General features: G+C 58.7%; 15 protein-coding genes. 12 read left to right on the top strand and 3 right to left on the bottom strand.

Annotation, left to right across the window (positions count from 1 at the left end):
* The first annotated feature begins 3 nt into the window (after positions 1–3).
* The 12 genes from ACGK9W_RS08290 (at position 4) to ACGK9W_RS08235 (ending at position 11097) form a co-directional block, all read left to right on the top strand.
* Entirely contained in the window at positions 4–507 is a 504-nt protein-coding gene (locus tag ACGK9W_RS08290) for a TlpA disulfide reductase family protein (RefSeq protein WP_014577483.1), read from the top strand.
* A gap of 18 nt (positions 508–525) precedes the next feature.
* Positions 526–762, top strand: coding sequence for a DUF4266 domain-containing protein (locus ACGK9W_RS08285; RefSeq protein WP_039882064.1), 237 nt, complete (start codon positions 526–528; stop codon positions 760–762).
* A gap of 43 nt (positions 763–805) precedes the next feature.
* Positions 806–1909, top strand: a complete 1104-nt coding sequence (locus ACGK9W_RS08280) for a DUF3570 domain-containing protein (RefSeq protein ID WP_049784481.1) — start codon at positions 806–808, stop codon at positions 1907–1909.
* 19 nt (positions 1910–1928) lie between these two features.
* Complete coding sequence (locus ACGK9W_RS08275) at positions 1929–2480, top strand: AraC family transcriptional regulator (RefSeq protein WP_092029852.1); 552 nt, start codon at positions 1929–1931, stop codon at positions 2478–2480.
* An 8-nt stretch (positions 2481–2488) separates the two neighbouring features.
* On the top strand, positions 2489–4432 hold the full coding sequence (locus tag ACGK9W_RS08270; RefSeq protein WP_405420323.1) for a hypothetical protein: 1944 nt from the start codon (positions 2489–2491) through the stop codon (positions 4430–4432).
* A complete protein-coding gene (locus ACGK9W_RS08265; RefSeq protein ID WP_405420320.1) occupies positions 4425–7310 on the top strand; it encodes a tetratricopeptide repeat protein in 2886 nt (961 codons plus the stop codon). The genes ACGK9W_RS08270 and ACGK9W_RS08265 overlap by 8 nt, the downstream gene beginning before the upstream one ends.
* The gene (locus tag ACGK9W_RS08260) at positions 7297–7866 is read left to right on the top strand and encodes a tetratricopeptide repeat protein (RefSeq protein ID WP_405420318.1); all 570 of its coding nucleotides are present in this window, start codon (positions 7297–7299) and stop codon (positions 7864–7866) included. Before ACGK9W_RS08265 ends, ACGK9W_RS08260 begins: the two co-directional genes overlap by 14 nt.
* A 15-nt stretch (positions 7867–7881) precedes the next feature.
* Positions 7882–8187 (top strand): hypothetical protein, encoded by a 306-nt coding sequence (locus ACGK9W_RS08255; RefSeq protein ID WP_405420316.1) that lies wholly within the window; start codon positions 7882–7884, stop codon positions 8185–8187.
* Between the two features lie 139 nt (positions 8188–8326).
* Positions 8327–9034 (top strand): MotA/TolQ/ExbB proton channel family protein, encoded by a 708-nt coding sequence (locus ACGK9W_RS08250; protein ID WP_405420313.1) that lies wholly within the window; start codon positions 8327–8329, stop codon positions 9032–9034.
* A 25-nt stretch (positions 9035–9059) separates the two neighbouring features.
* Complete coding sequence (locus ACGK9W_RS08245) at positions 9060–9572, top strand: ExbD/TolR family protein (protein WP_405420310.1); 513 nt, start codon at positions 9060–9062, stop codon at positions 9570–9572.
* On the top strand, positions 9569–10069 hold the full coding sequence (locus ACGK9W_RS08240; protein WP_405420307.1) for a biopolymer transporter ExbD: 501 nt from the start codon (positions 9569–9571) through the stop codon (positions 10067–10069). Before ACGK9W_RS08245 ends, ACGK9W_RS08240 begins: the two co-directional genes overlap by 4 nt.
* 5 nt (positions 10070–10074) lie before the next feature.
* Entirely contained in the window at positions 10075–11097 is a 1023-nt protein-coding gene (locus tag ACGK9W_RS08235; protein WP_405420304.1) for an AgmX/PglI C-terminal domain-containing protein, read from the top strand.
* A gap of 24 nt (positions 11098–11121) precedes the next feature.
* Here the strand turns inward: ACGK9W_RS08235 and ACGK9W_RS08230 are convergent, their stop codons facing one another.
* From ACGK9W_RS08230 to ACGK9W_RS08220, 3 genes are all read right to left on the bottom strand, one after another.
* Positions 11122–12486 (bottom strand): sodium:solute symporter family transporter, encoded by a 1365-nt coding sequence (locus tag ACGK9W_RS08230; RefSeq protein ID WP_405420302.1) that lies wholly within the window; start codon positions 12484–12486, stop codon positions 11122–11124.
* 63 nt (positions 12487–12549) lie between these two features.
* On the bottom strand, positions 12550–13476 hold the full coding sequence (locus tag ACGK9W_RS08225; protein WP_405420299.1) for a diguanylate cyclase domain-containing protein: 927 nt from the start codon (positions 13474–13476) through the stop codon (positions 12550–12552).
* Positions 13477–13540: 64 nt separating this feature from the next.
* The gene (locus ACGK9W_RS08220) at positions 13541–15343 is read right to left on the bottom strand and encodes a PHA/PHB synthase family protein (RefSeq protein ID WP_405420296.1); all 1803 of its coding nucleotides are present in this window, start codon (positions 15341–15343) and stop codon (positions 13541–13543) included.
* Positions 15344–15350: the final 7 nt, after the last annotated feature.

Genomic DNA, 15350 nt, shown 5'->3' with positions numbered 1-15350 from the left:
GCAATGGTTATGAAAGCATCCATAAAATCACTGGCGGTGGCGGGCGTCCTGGCCTGTCTTAGCCCCATGGCGGGCGCCGAGGCCATCAATGTGCCAGCTCCGGATTTCACCCTGGAAAGCCGTTCCGGCGAAAACCTGAGGCTGGAGGACCATCGTGGTGAAGTGGTGATGCTGAACTTCTGGGCATCATGGTGTGGTCCCTGCCGCCAGGAAATGCCGCTGATGGATGAGCTTTACAGCCAATACAAGGATCTCGGCTTCACGATTCTGGCGGTCAATGTGGATGAGAATCGGGAAGAGGCCCATCGCTTCCTGGACAAGGTACCCGTGAATTACCCGATCCTCTACGATCCGGAGAGTTCGGTGAGCGAGCTTTATGAAGTCCAGGCTATGCCAACGACCGTGATGATCGATCGCGATGGTAATGCCCGGTATCTCCACTACGGCTATCAGCCGGGTTACGAAGACGAGTACGAACAGCAGATTCGCGAGCTGGTGCGCGAATAATTTTCGGACGGAACGTTTATGCGTAATTTGTCGATCTTCACTGCCTCTGCTCTTTTGGTCGCGACCTTCACGATCTCTGGATGCAGCTCAATCAAGCCGTGGGTAAAACCCTATGAACGGGATAATCTGGCGGATCCGGTCATGAGTCTCAGCCGCCATGGCAAGGCGGATTCCTACATGCATCACGTCTATCAGGTCCGGGAGTCTGCGCGGGGAGCAGAAGGCGGTTCTGGGGGTGGCTGTGGCTGTAACTGACGGCAAAAGGTTAGTACGCTCCGTCTGCGCTCTGTTCGTGCTGATGTTGGCCGGGCAACAGGCGATTGCGGCGACCTTGCCAGTGGATAACGTGGATGTTCTCTACCACCGCTATGACGGTGGTGGCATGGTCATCGATGGCCCCTCAGTTTTGGTGCGCAAGGGTATTGGCTCGTCGGTTTCGTTTTCCGGCCAGTACTATGTTGACTCCGTTTCGGCTGCCTCTGTGGACGTTCTGGCCACGGCGAGCCCCTACGAGGAAGAACGCAACGAGTACACCTTTGGTGTCGATTACCTGCACGATAAGTCCATTTTGAGTCTGGGTTTCACCAACAGTTCCGAAAACGATTACGAAGCCAACACCGTTTACTTCTCGCTCAGCCAGGAGTTTTTCGGGGGCATGTCCACAGTAACCATGGGCTATGCCAGCGGCTGGGATGAAGTGGGCCGGGTTGGCAACGATTCCTTCAGCGAGGAAGCTGATCGTCGGAACTATCAGCTCGGACTGAGTCAGGTCGTCACCCGCAACAGCCTGGTAGGCCTGGATCTTGAGGTGGTTACGGATGAGGGCTTCCTGCAGAACCCTTACCGACAGAACCGCTACATCGACCCGAACGATTCCACAGCGTTCCTGTACCAACCGGAGCGTTATCCGGAAACCCGAACAAGTACCTCCGTGGCCATGCGAGCGCTTTACTATCTGCCATATCGCGCCTCAATTCGCGGTGAATACCGTTATTTTTCCGATACCTGGGGCATCAACGCCCACACGGTCGAACTGGGATACGTGCACGGATTGAACCAGCACTGGACCCTTGAAGGTTCCATTCGTTACTACAGCCAGAGCGAGGCGGACTTTTACAGCGATCTTTTCCCATTCGAGAACTCCCAGACACACCTGGCCCGTGACAAGGAGCTCAGCTCCCTATCCGGGACAACCCTGGCGGTGGGCGCGGTCTACGAATGGAAGCAGACTTCGCTTCCCGGCATTGATCGCCTGCAGTTCAGCTTACTGGTGGACTGGCTGAATTTTGAATATGACAACTTCCGGGATGTCACCGCAGCAGGTGACTTTCTCCCCGGCGAAGAACCCCTATATTCCTTCGATGCCTACGTAACCCGGGCGTCGTTGATTCTTGAATACTGAGCATGCAGGAAGAACGACCATGGCCACTTGCTTGAACTCCCGATTTCCGGTGCTTTTAGCGGCATTGACCCTCGCCCTGACAGCCCCCGCATTTGCCCAGACCAATCCCGGGGCGGAGAAAGATGATACAGCCGTCGCCGAGCAGGTGGAGGCGCTCAAGAAGAAAGTGATACGCCTGAATCGTGACCTGTTTATCCTTGAGGAAGATCTGCTTTTTCCAGCCAATACCCAGGTTGCCGTGTTTCTCAGCGTTGATGCCGGGAAGTTTCTGAAGCTGGATGCGGTCAAACTGAAAGTCGACGACGAGATTGTTGCTTCCCACCTGTATACGGAGCGACAGGTGACTGCCCTTGAACGCGGCGGCATGCAGCGGCTATACGTCGGCAACCTGAAAACCGGCGTCCATGAGATGACGGCGTTTGTTGAGGGAATCGGCCCGGATAAGCGGCCTTACAAGCAGGCGGCCTCCCTGGAGTTTGAGAAGGGCACTGGAACGGCCGCTCTGGAAATCCGCGTTGAAGATCGCTCCTCCAACTACCAACCCTCCGTATCCATTGTGGAGTGGGAGTAAGCCGCGTCGTGGGATTGAAAGCAAGCCAGTCCTCAGGTCGACGCCCGTTCATTTACGCGGGTGCCCTACTGTGGCTGATGATGACCCCGGTCCATGCCGATGAGGCGCAACCCGAGCGGGCGAAGGACCTTCGTTATGGTTGGGCGCTGTACGAATACCATCAGGGTAACGCCTTCGAGGCTTTGACCCAGCTGGCCGTGGCACGCGAACGGGGCGGCATCAAGGGACACGGAGATCATCCGGCTCTCGTCGAGGGCGGGCTCATGCTGTCCTGGGGGATGACCCGAGAGGCGAGCAGGTTGTTTACGCAGCTACTCGGGGCCGATGGCGCCGGCAGCAATCTGTCGCCTGATGTTCGCAACCAGGCCTGGTTCTATCTCGGTAAGGTGTTTTACCTCGAGGGGAATCAGGCGCTCGCACGTGAGAACCTCAATCGTGTGGATGGCGAGATACTGGCCGAGGCCGACCACGATCTTTTCCGCGAATGGATTTATCTGCGCTCCCGGCTGGTCATGATGTCTGCCCGCCCTGATGATGAACCCGAACTGGCTTCGCTTCGGGAGCAGCTGGACGAAACGGACATCTGGTCCCTTTACCTCCGGTACAATTCCGCGGTCTCCGCTCTCGATGCGGCAGACGTAGCTGCCGCCGAAGAGGAACTGAAAAAGCTCATCGCCATCCTCGACCAGTCCATTGACTCCGTCGAGCCAGATGCCGAACGGGAGGGCCTGCTGGGCCGCGCTCGCCTCTCGCTTGCGGGCCTGTACCTGCGTGATAACCAGTTTGAGGCAGCTCTGGAGGTCCTGGGAGCCATGCCACTGACCGGCGTGTTCGCCGATCAGGCTCTCTTTGACTACGCCGTTGCCGCGGCGGGCCAGGGCAGGCCGGAGCGGGCACTCGATGCCCTCGATACCCTCTCGAACCGGGATCTGTTTTTGCCGTGGCGGCAGCAGGTTCCGTTTGCCCGGGCCTATGTACTTGAGCAGATGAACAGAGCGCAGCAAGCCTTACCCGCGTTCAAACAGGCAGCCGACCATTACCAGGCCCGAATCGAGGAGCTCGATGACATCCGGAATCGGCTCACTGAAGAGACTCTGATGGCCCAGCTCGATTCCAGCCGAGATAGCGACGGGATTCTCACAGATTCCTACGGACGACTGCGGGTTCAGCCGGTCGATTTCGGCTTGGCCGAAGTGCTGGCTTCGGAAACCTTCCAGCAGGCCCTTGCGGAACTGAACGAACTTTACCGGATGCAGTCCTTCGTCGCCGAGCGACAGTCACGGTTCGAGTCCTTCCGGGTCATGCTGGAAACCCGCGAACAGCAGCGTCAGGTTCGTATCGCCCAAACCCGTCGGGCGCTGGAAAACCAGCAGGCGGACCAGTGGCAGCAGTTGCACCAGGAATTCAGCGAGAAGATTTCTGAGGCACTGACGGAGGAAGATGCCGGGTTCTTCATGACCTCCGAACAGAAGGCACTGAGAGACAAGCTCGATGAGGTTGAGGAAACTCTGGCAAGCTTGCCTGACGACGCGACCACGGCCAGCCAGCGTGCGACCTATCAGAGGATGCGTGCCTACTTCGACTGGTGGATTGCGAATGACTATGGCGTGAATCGCTGGGCGGCGCAAAAACAGTTGCGGGAGCTGAATCGCGAAATGGATCGCTTTCAGGCCCAGCGGCAGCGGGTTGAAACCCTGATGGCCGACGACGCCCGCCATGCTGAACTGGCTCGACGCATCGCTGCCAGTGAACGGGAACTCGCGACCCTTGGGGAAGAGATTGCCGATGCATTGGGCAATGCCCGGCAAGCCCTCTTGAGCCAGGTAGACAGCATGCTTGTAGCCCAGCAGGAGGAGCTGAACGGGTATCTGTTGGCTTCCCGTCATGCCCAGGCGAGGCTGGCGGACCAGCTGTTCCGTGCATCACAAAATGCAGGTGCCGGGGATGAGTAACCGGATGCTTGGAAAGACCGTGAGGGGACTTGTCATCGCCGTAGCCCTTGTCATGGTCAGTGGCTGCCAGATGTTGCAGTCGATGATGCCCGCCGGCGACGAGGAAATGCCCCGGGTCCGTGAGGGCACCCTGGCAGCGCTTCCGGCAAACGAAACCCGGCAAGCCAGTGGAAGTTTAGAAGCTGGCAGCGACCCGGCGGGCGATGTTTCAATCGAGACGGTAATGGACGGCTACAAGGCACTTTTGCCACTCGTGGACGATCCCCGGAAGCAGGTCACCATCCGGCATCGGCTGGCCGATCTGGAGTTCCAGCGGGCGGAGCGGAAAATGGCCGATACCGCCGTCGATGAGCTCTCCGGTGCTATTGAAGCCTACCAGCGCCTGCTGTCGGAATATCCAGAACGCGAAGGCAATGACCAGATCTACTATCAGCTTGCCAGGGCCTGGGAGCTTCGGGGGGCGACACCTCAACAGCTGGAGGCCCTGACTACCCTGGTCCAACGTTACCCCGATTCAGAATACTGGATTGAAGCCCAGTTCCGTCGGGGAGATCTGCTGTTCATCGATGGCCGGTACCCGGAAGCCGAGCAGGCGTTCGACGAGGTGACCCTGGCCAGCCAGGAACGCATGGCCGACGCCTCGTTTCTGGTGAACGCGCATTACATGAAAGGCTGGAGCCTGTTCAAGCAGGCGCAATACCAGGAGGCCCTGTTCAGCTACGTAGAGGTGCTCGATCTGGTGATGCCTGAGGGCAAGCCGGTGGCGGATGTGGATCAGCGGAGCCAGACCCTGATCGAGGATCTGTTCAGGGTAGTGGGGCTTTCACTGTCTTACCTTGACGGCGCGGAGACCCTCCAGGCGCTGTTCCGCCAGACTGGTGGGCGTCCCTATGAAATCCTGGTCTACGACCGCTACAGCGAGCTCTTGCTCGAGAGGGAACAATACAGTGACGCCATCGATGTCTTTGAAGCCTATATAGAAGACCATCCATCCAGCCCCTGGGCGCCGCGCTACCACATCCGGATCATTGATACCCTGGAGCTGGCCGGTTTCACCCGTACCATCCCTGAACGAAAGGCCGGCTTTGTCAGCCTTTACGGACTCTACAGCGATTACTGGCAGTCAGCGGGCCCTTCGGCGATCAGCTTTATCGAACAGCAGCTGGAACAGCTGTTGCCGGAACTGGCAGACCGTCAGTACCTGTTGGCAGGGGAGGCCCCGGATAATCAGCAGGCGGACGATCACTACCGCAAGGCCGCCAGTTATTATGCCGAATTTGCGGCTACTTTCCCGGACCATCCCCGCACACCCGAGCGTCTCTTCCTCCTGGGTGAGACCTATCTGGAACTGGAAGACTGGCCGGAGGCCATTGTTGCTTTTGAGCGGGTGGCCTATGACTATCCCGGCGACCGGGTACCCGAGCGAGCAGCGGAGGCAGGCTATGCCTCGGTACTGGCCTTCCGGGAGTACGCAAAGACGTGGGGCGACGATCCCGTATCGGAGCAGATGGCGTATCAGGAGCTACAGCAGTTGAACCGACTCAGGTTTGCAAATGCCTTTCCAGGTGATTCCCGTGCACCGGCGGTGTATTACATTGCACTGCAGCGGGAGTTTGACCAGAACAACTGGGAAGAGTCGGTCAACATGGCGGCTCGTCTTGTTACCTGGCAACCGGTGCCTCTGGCCGAATTAACGACGGAAGCCCTGCTGTTGTCTGGCCACAGCCTGTCCGAACTGGGTCGACACGGGGAGGCGGAACTGGCCTACCGTGATGCCCTGGCGACAATGGCTGAAGACGATGAACGCAGAAGCGGCGTTCGTGAAAATCTGGCCGCAGCGGTCTATCGGCAGGCAGAGCAGTTAGCTGACGCCGGCAATGTGGAGGCGGCCGTCAGCGAATTCCTGCGAGTCGGCAAAGCCGTTCCCGAATCCGTTCTGCGGGCAAATGCGGAATACGATGCGGCCTCACTTCTTATCACCGCCAGTCTTTGGGATCAGGCTATCAGTGTGCTGAACGGATTCCGGAGGGCTTTCCCGACCCACGAACTGATTGATACGGTCCCGGCAAAACTTGCGTTGGCCTACCGTGAAACGGAGCAGTGGGAGCGAGCAGCCGACGAACTTCAGCAAATGGTGGCTCTGGCGACGACGCCGGAAGAGCGAAGGGAAAATCTGTTGATTGCAGCCGAGTTGTACGATCAGGCCGGCAACCGGGAAAAGGCGATCGACACCTGGCGCAGTTACGCCAACAGCCACCCCGAGCCGGCGGATGTCTACATGGAGGCGGCCAATCGGCTGTCCGAGCTCTACCAGGAAGCGGGGGATACCGAAAAACGGGATTACTGGCTGCGCAAGCAGATGGAAACGGTGGATCGAAACCCGGACGAGGCGGATGATCGCATGCGCTACCTTGCCGCGTCAGCCTCTGCAATGCTCGCCCGCGATGCCCTTGCCCGGTATGACAGCATTCGCCTGACTCTACCGCTGAACCAGAGCATGACAGCAAAGACCAATGCACTCGAAAGGGCAGTCAACGCCTACAGGAAAACCGCCAGCTACGGTCTCTCGTCGTTCGCCACCGAGGCCGGTTACCAGATCGCCCATATCTATGGACGCCTCGGTGCCGACCTGATGGATTCCGAACGGCCCACCGGATTGAGCGAGCTTGAACTGGCCCAGTACGAGCTGCTGCTGGAAGAACAGGCCTACCCGTTTGAGGACAACGCCATCGATATCCACGAGCAGAACATCCGGCGGGCTCGGGAGGGCATTTTCGATGAGTGGGTCAAGCGCAGCTATGAGGCCTTGAAAGTCCTTTTGCCGGGGCGCTACCGGAAAGAAGAAGTGACCTCGGGGGTTGTCTATGAAATCGATTAAGGCCTGTGGACTCTGTCTTTCGGTGATCGTCGCGTTGTCTGGATGCGTGACGACCCCGACGCCGCAAGAGTCTGATGTGCAAGCCGAGCAGGCTGTCCTTGAAGCCTCATTCAGCGAAGCGGTCCAGGCCATGGAGCAGGGCGACCTTGCCGAAGCCCGGACCCGTTTTGAGCAATTGGCCCGCGACTATCCGGACAAGGCCGGCCCCATGGCCAACCTCGGCATCATTGCTTTCCAGGAAGGGGATACCGATACCGCGAAACAATGGTTTGAGAGCGCGCTGGCGGTGAATCCCGAACATGTCCAGGCGTTGAATCATCTGGGCGTGATTGCCAGGAACGCCGGGGAATTTGATGAAGCAGAGCGCTATTACCGGGCTGCCCTGGCCGTGGATCCGAATTACGCACCAGCAATCCTTAATCTGGCCTTCCTGCTTGATATCTATCTGGGTAATCCTGCGGATGCGGTTGACCTCTATGAGCGTTATCAATCGGCTGCCAGTGAGCCGCACCCGAGATTGGAAGACTGGATCTTCGATGCGAAAAACAGAATCTGATGTGGAAAAGATGATATGAAACATTCCGCGCTGATCGCTCTCGCAGTTTGTGCGCTGTTGCCCACGGCGCCCATGCTTTACGCCCAGGATGCCCCGGGGGTGGTAACCATTGAAGGCACACGAATCCGTGGCGATCAGGAAGTGCCCACGGTGATGTATCTGGTGCCCTGGCAGCCACCGGAAGTGGACGAGTTGCGTGCGCCAGAAGAACGCCTGATGGTTGATCAGGGCCTTCGGCCCCTGGAGCGCTACGAGTTCCAGCGGTTTATCAGGTACCACGAAGCCTTCATCAGGCAGACCCAGGCAGCAGCCGAGGACTAGAGTGTGATGCCTGTCGCATCCTGAGTGTGTCCCTGCGCAAGATTAAACAAACCCTCACACAGACTTTCGCGAACTTACCCGCACAAGGTCAGGCCGCGCATAGACTGATCTGAAAACCGGACCATGGAGTGCCCAGAAAATGATCGATACCGCCGTTCGCTTCTTCCAGGAAGGTGGCTTTTTTATGTTTCCGATCGCCGTTGTGCTGATCATCGGACTCATTGTTGCCATCGAACGTTACGTCTACCTTTCTGCCCAGAAACTGACCAACCGTCGGGACTTCAATCGCCTGCACCAGATGATTGCCAAGCGCGATCTGAAAGGCGCCCTGAATTACACCCAGGAATCCGGTAGTGCCATGTCGACCATGATCGGCTTCGGCCTTCAGCGTCTGGCCCGCCGCCAGGGTCGCGAAGAGATCGAATACGCCATGGAAGAGGGGCTGCTGGATGTGATGCCCCGGCTGGAAAAGCGCACACAGTACCTGGCAACGCTGGCTAACATCGCCACGCTGCTGGGTCTGCTCGGTACCATTATCGGTCTGATTGCCGCGTTTACCGCAGTAGCCGCAGCGGATCCGGCCCAGAAGGCGAGCCTGTTGTCCCAGAGTATCTCGGTCGCCATGAACACCACCGCCTTCGGCCTTATGTCGGCCATTCCTATGCTGTTGATCCACTCGCTGCTGCAGACCAAAACCAATGAGATCATAGATAGCTTCGAGATGGCGGGCATCAAGGTCCTGAACATTCTCAGCGACGGTTCTGGTAACAAACCGGTCGCCCAACCACAGGCCCAGAACGCCGCTGCATCGGCACAGGTAGCGACTCCGGCCGGTAGCCCGGCCTGATAATCAGCCAGAAGGATGTCAGGCCATGAGACGGAAACATCGTCGCCTTCAAAGTGAGGCCGATCTCGACATCACGCCCTTCATGAATCTCATGATTGTGCTGGTGCCGGTACTGCTGCTGAATATGGTGTTTGCCCACACCAGCGTTCTGGAACTGAACTTCCCGACCGGTGAAAGCCTGTCCGCGGAGCAGGCCGAAGAACTACAGATCCAGGTGGTGATCTATGAAGATCGCCTGGTCGTTGCGGATAACCAGGGCGGGGTTATCAAGAATATCCCTCAGCGTGAGGGCGAGTATGATTTCGCGCTGCTCAAGGATGTCATGAAGGAAATCAAGAGTCGGGTGCCGGATAAAAAGGATGTGATTATCATGCCGTCCCGGCAGACGTCCTACCAGGCCCTGGTTTCCGTGATGGACACGGTGCGCTCCTACGAAGCCGTTGTGGCTGGCAGTGTTGTAGAGGCAGAGCTGTTCCCGGAAATCTCGCTCGGTGATGCTCCTGCCCAGGCTTCGGGATCCGCGGAGGTGAGTTCATGAAAGAATCCGCCAAAGCCCGTCGTTTGAAGCGCCATTACCGGCGTAACAAGAGCCAGGGAAAGATGAACCTGGTGTCGTTGATGGATATCTTCACCATCCTCGTGTTCTTCCTGATGGTGAACTCCTCGTCCGACGTACAGGTACTGAACCAGAACAGCACCATTAAATTGCCGGATTCCACTGCCCAGCAACCCCCGGGCGATGTGCTGGCGCTGACCGTGACGGACAGGGACATCCTGGTTAACGGTCGACTGGTGGTTAAACGCGACGCTTTTCAGACCTTTGACGGGCAGATCGAACCCTCTCTGAAACAGGAGCTTGACTACCAGGCCAGCCGTTCGTCGGCGCCTGCACCGGATGCGGGCCGCCCAATTACCATTCTTGCGGACCGGGAACTGCCTTACGAGCTGCTCAAGAAAATCATGTCCACCTGTGTGGACGCCGGTTACGCCAGCATTTCCCTGGCGGTTAACCAGCGTACGGAACAGGGAGCCTGACCATTATGGATTACCGGTACGGATTGCCCTGGAATCAGGAGCGCGGCGAGCGGAAGCGGCTGCTGGCTGCGGCCGTTGTGGTGGTACCGCTGTTCCTCGCGTTCGCAGGCTATGTCAGCTGGATAGAATTGCCTGAGCGGGACAGGCAGGAACAGGAAGCGTTGCCGCCCCAGCTGGCAAAACTGATCATCGAGAAGAAAGAACCGCCAAAACCGGTACTGCCTGAACCTGAGCCCGAGCCTCCAAAGCCTGAGGAAAAGCCGGTGGAGCAGGCGAAGCCGGAACCCGAACCGGAGCCGGTCCCCGAACCGGTGGTTGCGGAACCGGAGCCTGAACCTGAACCTGAACCTGAACCAGAACCAGAAGTAGCGGAAAAACCAGAGCCAAAGCCGGAACCCAAGCCCGAGGAAGTCGCCAAGGCGCGGGAAAAGGCAAAGAACACCGGTATTCTGGCAATGGGGAACGAACTTAAAAAGCTCAGCTCGCTGGCGGAGTCGGTCAAGCTCGATGGCCCGGTTGCCAATACAGCTGAGCCTATTGCTCGCGAAACCGGTGATACGCTGGCCTCCCGCGCTACCGCGAGTGCCAAGAGCAGTGGCGTGAACGAGGAGGTGCTCAATCGGGAGGCCGGTCAGGTCGCCCTGGCTGAGCGCCAGCGCGCGGAAGTTGCGGAAGCCGAACGGGTTGCTGCAGTCAAAGAGGCGGCCCGCAAGAAGCAACAGGAAACCGCTGCCAGAACCCGGAGCAAGGAGGAGTTGCGTCGGACCATGGACGCCAACAAATCGGCGATCTACAGCATCTACAACCGGGAGCTGCGACGGAAGCCTTCGCTTCAGGGGAGTATCACGCCGGAGCTGGTCATTGAGCCCAACGGTGCGGTCTCCAGTTGTTCAGTCGTGGAGTCCACCCTCAATGAGCCGGCACTGGAGAACAAGATCTGTAATCGTCTGAGACTGGTGGATTTCGGGGCACGGCCGGGGGTCGACCAGACCAAAATCAGATATCCGATCGAATTGCTGTCCAGTTAAACAACTGGACAGCAAAGCGTCTTCCTAGCGCTTCGGGGTCGCAACTGCGATTGCGAGACTCACCAAACCAGAGCCTGCAAGGGCACCCACGAATGGCATCAGGGTTGGAATGCTGCCGGGGAAACTCGCAGCTTCCAGGCCGGCCATCAAGCTGCCTCCGGATATCCAGCCGGGCAGAATCGCGCCGAAAAGCCCGGCTAGGCACCCCAGAATGGCCGCCCGCGTGGTCATTTTCCCCCAGAGTCCCATCAGCACCGGCAGAACCGCCGTGGCGCACAGCAGGTCGGCGATCAGAAACAGCCGGAGCACGGAAATGCCCTGAAGCGCTACCAGCACCACCGGAATCATCAGGAGCACTGTGAACCATCGGGCACTGACTATGGAAAGCCCCTGTTTTTCGGTAACCGCCAGGGAAGCGAGCGCATTCTGCAGGGTATCCACTGACGAAGCGACCAGCGTGATGGCCAGAATAAGGGCCGGCAAAGCCAGCCAGGCCGGGGCATCGGACAGCAAGGCAAAGAATGGAATCGGAGGATTGCCAAGGTCGGCGCCACTGAGCGCCGCCAGGATTCCAAGCCCGCCCACTACCGCGACAACGCCGATGGTGACGACGCCGCCGAGCAGTGCTCCACGGCTGAGGGCATCGGTGTCGCGCGCTGACCACAACCGCTGCCAGTATCCCTGGTGGAACAGGTTGGCGGCGGTTACGGCGATCACCAGAGTCAGCGCCACGCTGAGGGCCGCAGAGGTCGGTATGTCGGGCAAGGCTGCGGGAGCTGCGTCCGGGAGTTTGCCAAGCGCGACAAAACTGACAATCGCCAGCAGGCCGATCAGCAATAAGGCCTGCCATTGATCGGTAACGATGCTGGCCCGCAGGCCACCGACAGCCGTGTATACCAGTGTGGTAACCGCCACGCCAATGACCACGACGCCACCGTCAATACCGGAAAGCAGCGAGGTAATGGCGCCGATGGCGGTGAGCTCGGCGGTCAGGAAGCAGAGCATGTACAGCACCGAGATCATCGAGACATAGCGGCGCACGCCATTGCCATAACAGGCGTTGGCGAACTCGCCGATGCTGCGTCCCTGGGGCAGGAAACGGCGGATGGCGGGGCCACAGAAGGCAAACACGATGAACGGCAGAGCAGCGCCGAGGGCATAGCCTGCCAGTGCCAGCGGGCCGACCAGCGCGCCTACCTCGGGCGGGGCAAACAGGATCCAGCCGCCCATGCCGGAGGCGAGGAAAGAGAGTCCCAGGGCTCTCGCGCCCTGGCTGTTTCGGGCCGTTACGTAATCATCCAGGCCACCGTCTGCGAGACGTGCCCTGAGCCCCAGCCAGGCGAACAGGATCATGGCGACTGCAATCGCCGCTAAGGTGGTATAAAACATCGAGTGGTTCTCCGCCGGTCATCCAGCGGGTCATAGTGCCACAACGGCGATTCAGGGGCGAGATCAGGCGCCTTCAGCAACGGCCGGACTGAACAACCGGAACAGGTTCCGGCCGTCCTGCTTGGCCCGGTACATGGCGATATCGGCCCCTTGCAGAAGCTCAGATGCAGTGGTGCCATCCTGGGGGTAAAGGCTGATGCCAATGCTTGAGCCCACCGTCAGGTCTTCGCCATCAATGCGGTAGGGTTCCTGGTTTCCGGCTATCAGGCGTTCCGCAACCCGATAGGCATCTTCAACCTGCTCCAGGTCGGGCAGCAGAACAATGAATTCGTCCCCGCCCAGCCGGGCCAGGGTATCGTCTTCACGCAGACAGCTCTGGACACGACTTGTGAACTGGAGCAGTAATTCATCGCCTGCAGCGTGCCCGAGCCGGTCGTTCACGTCTTTGAAGTGATCCAGGTCCATGAACATGACGGCCAGAAGAGAGGATCGCCGGTGGGCATGGCGGATCGCGTGCTCCAGGCGATCCTCCAGCAGACGGCGGTTCGGAATGCCGGTGAGGGCGTCGTAGTAAGCAAGTTGCCGGATCTGCTCTTCGTTTTTCCGGTTCTGGGTGATGTCGGTGAACAGGCCGGCGTAGTGGGTGGTGTTACCCTCGTTGTCAGTAATGGCGGTGATGGTCAGAAGCTCGAGGTAGAGCTCTCCGGTCTTGCGACGGTTCCAGATCTCCCCCCGCCAATAGCCGTGGGTAGCCAGGGAGTTCCACATCCGTTGGTAGAACTCGCTGTCGTGCCGCCCGGAAGAGAGAATCTGCGGCGTTTTGCCGATAACCTCGTCCTGGCTGTAGCCGGTCAGGTGCGTGAATGCCGGGTTAACGAACTCAATGTTCACGTTCTTGTCCGTTACCATGATGCCCTCGAAAGAGGACTCGATCACGCGCTCTGCCAGCTGCAAGGCTTTAATTCGGGATAACGGTAGCGTGCCTCCCATGGGCTCTCCTGGTATTTGTTTCTTCGCGTTATCGGAGGAACCTTCGATTAACAGAGCCTTGATCCTATTGTTTCGCTGCTTCTGAAGCCTTGACCTTCACGTAGCTACCCGGAGCATTTTCAATCGCGGGCAATTTCCCTTCGCCGGGTACACGAGCCGGCACGTCACCATCGGAAAAGCGCGCAATCCATTCAAGCCAGTGGGGCCACCAGGATCCCGGGTGGTGTTCGGATGTTTCGAACCAGGCCTCTGCATCCGGCCCCAGTGTGTCGTTGGTCCAGTAGCCGTACTTTTCCTTGTAGGGCGGGTTGATTACGCCGGCGATGTGACCCGAGCCGGAGAGCACAAAACGGACATCACCGCCGTGGGCCAGGGCGCCTTTATAAGTGGTTTTCCATTTGGCGATATGATCCTGTCGGGCGGACAGGAAAAAAGAGGGCACCTCGATCTCGGACAGATTGATGGACTCACCGAGCAGGCTCAGGGAGTCGGGCTGCACCAGCCGGTTATTCAGATACATCTGGCGCAGGTAAAAGCTGTGCATCCGGGCCGGCAGGTTGGTGCCATCGGTGTTCCAGTACAGCAGGTCAAAAGCCGCCGGCTTCTGGCCTTTCAGGTAGTTATTGGTCCAGAACGACCAGAACAGCTCGTTTTCCCGCAGAAGGTTGAAAGTGAACGCCATGGCGCGGCCGTCCAGATAGCCCTTGCGCTCAAGCATTCTCTCGATGCCCCGGATCGAATGATCGTTGATAAATACCCCGATTCCGCCTGGGTCCGAGAAATCCAGCAGGGTGGTCAGATACGTGGCGCTGGTCACCGGATTACGGCCTTTTTTCTTCAGCCAGGCCAGCGTTGAACCCAGCAGAGTGCCACCGATGCAATAACCGATCACATTCATCTGTTCTTCGCCGGTGGCCTCGGTAACGGCATCCATGGCCGCCAGTGGTCCGAGCTCCATGTAGTCTTCCCAGCCTTTGTCACGCATGGAAGGGCCAGGATTGCGCCAGGAAATAATGAATACGGTCTGCCCCTGGTCCACCAGCCACTGGATAAAGGAGTTCCTGGCGGTCAGGTCCAGGATGTAATATTTGTTGATCCAGGGCGGAACAATCAGCAAGGGGCGCTTGTTGACGGTTTCCGTTGTCGGCGAGTACTGGATCAACTGCATCAGTTCGTTCTGGAACACCACCTTGCCCGGAGTAGTGGCCAGGTTACGTCCTACCTCGAAGGCGGAGCGATCGGTCATTCCAACATTGAACAGCGACGGGTTCTGGCGCAGATCTTCGATCAGCTGCCGACCACCGTCGACCAGGTTCATCCCTTTACGTTCCCAGGTAATCCTGAGCACTTCCGGATTCGTGGCCGGAAAATTCGAGGGTGACAGTGCGCTGGTCAGGTGCCGGGCGTAGAACAGCATCTGGTCCCGGCCTGCCGGTGGAATTCCTTCCATGCCGGCTGCCCAGTTCAGAAAGGCTCGTGAGTTGATCAGATAGGCCTGGTGGAGAACATCGAAAGTCAGATGCTTGTGCCAGTCTTCGGCCTGAAAACGCCGGTCGTCGGGCTCCGGTTCGACAACAGGCTGTTTGTCCTTGCCCACCAGCCGGTCGAGGGTGTAATACCCCAGCGCAGCATGCTTGCGAGCCAGATCCAGCTCCGCACCGGCGAACCGGAGCGGATGGAGTAGCAGGTCCTCTGCCATCGTACGGTAGGCATCGGACATTTCTGTCATCGTGGAGAGGGTTGCATCATCCAGGACGCCAGCACCCCCAAGCAATTTCTCCAGTTGCTGCTGCCCCTGACGGACATTGGTTTCGAAGCCGTTGACGAGCTGACTTGCAGCTTTTCCGAGCGTATCCAGACCGAACATGGCTATC

Origin of the sequence: Marinobacter flavimaris, assembly GCF_045057155.1 — a bacterium.
Taxonomy (GTDB): Bacteria; Pseudomonadota; Gammaproteobacteria; order Pseudomonadales; family Oleiphilaceae; genus Marinobacter; species Marinobacter manganoxydans.
The sequence above is the reverse complement of the archived record's forward strand: the minus strand, read 5'-3'. Positions and strand labels throughout refer to the sequence as shown.

Bases quoted from the DNA above. Each gene is read 5' to 3' on its own strand.
- ACGK9W_RS08250 (WP_405420313.1), top strand. From the start codon at position 8,327: ATGATCGATACCGCCGTTCGCTTCTTCCAGGAAGGTGGCTTTTTTATG.
- ACGK9W_RS08285 (WP_039882064.1), top strand. From the start codon at position 526: ATGCGTAATTTGTCGATCTTCACTGCCTCTGCTCTTTTGGTCGCGACC.
- ACGK9W_RS08255 (WP_405420316.1), top strand. From the start codon at position 7,882: ATGAAACATTCCGCGCTGATCGCTCTCGCAGTTTGTGCGCTGTTGCCC.
- ACGK9W_RS08280 (WP_049784481.1), top strand. From the start codon at position 806: ATGTTGGCCGGGCAACAGGCGATTGCGGCGACCTTGCCAGTGGATAAC.
- ACGK9W_RS08230 (WP_405420302.1), bottom strand. From the start codon at position 12,486: ATGTTTTATACCACCTTAGCGGCGATTGCAGTCGCCATGATCCTGTTC.
- ACGK9W_RS08260 (WP_405420318.1), top strand. From the start codon at position 7,297: ATGAAATCGATTAAGGCCTGTGGACTCTGTCTTTCGGTGATCGTCGCG.
- ACGK9W_RS08290 (WP_014577483.1), top strand. From the start codon at position 4: ATGGTTATGAAAGCATCCATAAAATCACTGGCGGTGGCGGGCGTCCTG.
- ACGK9W_RS08240 (WP_405420307.1), top strand. From the start codon at position 9,569: ATGAAAGAATCCGCCAAAGCCCGTCGTTTGAAGCGCCATTACCGGCGT.
- ACGK9W_RS08225 (WP_405420299.1), bottom strand. From the start codon at position 13,476: ATGGGAGGCACGCTACCGTTATCCCGAATTAAAGCCTTGCAGCTGGCA.
- ACGK9W_RS08235 (WP_405420304.1), top strand. From the start codon at position 10,075: ATGGATTACCGGTACGGATTGCCCTGGAATCAGGAGCGCGGCGAGCGG.
- ACGK9W_RS08220 (WP_405420296.1), bottom strand. From the start codon at position 15,343: ATGTTCGGTCTGGATACGCTCGGAAAAGCTGCAAGTCAGCTCGTCAAC.
- ACGK9W_RS08245 (WP_405420310.1), top strand. From the start codon at position 9,060: ATGAGACGGAAACATCGTCGCCTTCAAAGTGAGGCCGATCTCGACATC.
- ACGK9W_RS08275 (WP_092029852.1), top strand. From the start codon at position 1,929: ATGGCCACTTGCTTGAACTCCCGATTTCCGGTGCTTTTAGCGGCATTG.
- ACGK9W_RS08265 (WP_405420320.1), top strand. From the start codon at position 4,425: ATGAGTAACCGGATGCTTGGAAAGACCGTGAGGGGACTTGTCATCGCC.